The 812-nt window shown below is 62.9% G+C and carries 1 protein-coding gene; it reads left to right on the forward strand.

What is annotated here, in order from left to right; all coding sequences use genetic code 11:
• Positions 1-43: 43 nt before the first annotated feature.
• Positions 44-812: transposase (locus tag BIU82_RS15975; protein WP_253182811.1), on the forward strand; the 769-nt coding region annotated here is incomplete at its 3' end.

Raw genomic sequence — 812 nt, forward strand, 5'->3', positions numbered from 1 at the left:
AGCCAAGTGGCTCAAAACCTTGCCCCAGCGATGCCGGATTGGCATGGAAGCGACGGGACGGTACTACGAGTTGTTGGCTCGGATGGCTGGCCAGGCGGGCCACGTTGTCTATGTAATCGATCCACGGCTGATCAAGAWCTACGCTCGGGCGACGGGCTCGCGCGGCAAGACAGATGCCATGGATGCCCAAACGATCGCCCGCTATGTGAAGAAGGAGAGCGACCGCCTGCGTGAATACGTACCGCGTACTGACGAGCAGCAGCAGATGCACGATTTGCTGCGCAAGCGGCGAGCGCTGGTGGAGACGCGCGCGCGCTTGGAGCAATCCTTCGGGGTAAGCAAAAGTGACCCTGGGGAGCTGTCTGATCTGTTCTGCGCTCTGGCTGGGACGCTGTCGGAGCTGGAAAGCGAACTGCAGCGCTTGGGCCGCGATGGAGAGCATGGCGCGCTCTACAAGCGCCTGCTGACCATCCCGGGTATCGGCCCTGCCGTCGCGTCCCACCTGATTTACTACATGACGCGCTGGCCGTTGGCCAACGCCAACGCATGGATTGCCTGCACCGGCCTGGATCCCCGGCCCAACGAGTCTGGCGGCAGAACTGGACGACGTCGGCTGTCCAAACAGGGCGCACCGATGCTGCGCCAGATGCTCTACATGGCTGCAATGGGGCTCAAGCGGTGTCGCCGGGGGCAACCGCTCTACGACGAGCTGGCAAAACGCGGTCACCCCAGCACCGCCGTCTTCAACATTCTGGCAAGGAAGCTGGCCAGGATCGCCTGGGGCGTGTTCAAAAGCGGCCGAGACTTCGATC

This window comes from Arthrobacter sp. SW1 (genome assembly GCF_001766675.1).
Taxonomy (GTDB): domain Bacteria; phylum Actinomycetota; class Actinomycetes; order Actinomycetales; family Micrococcaceae; genus Arthrobacter.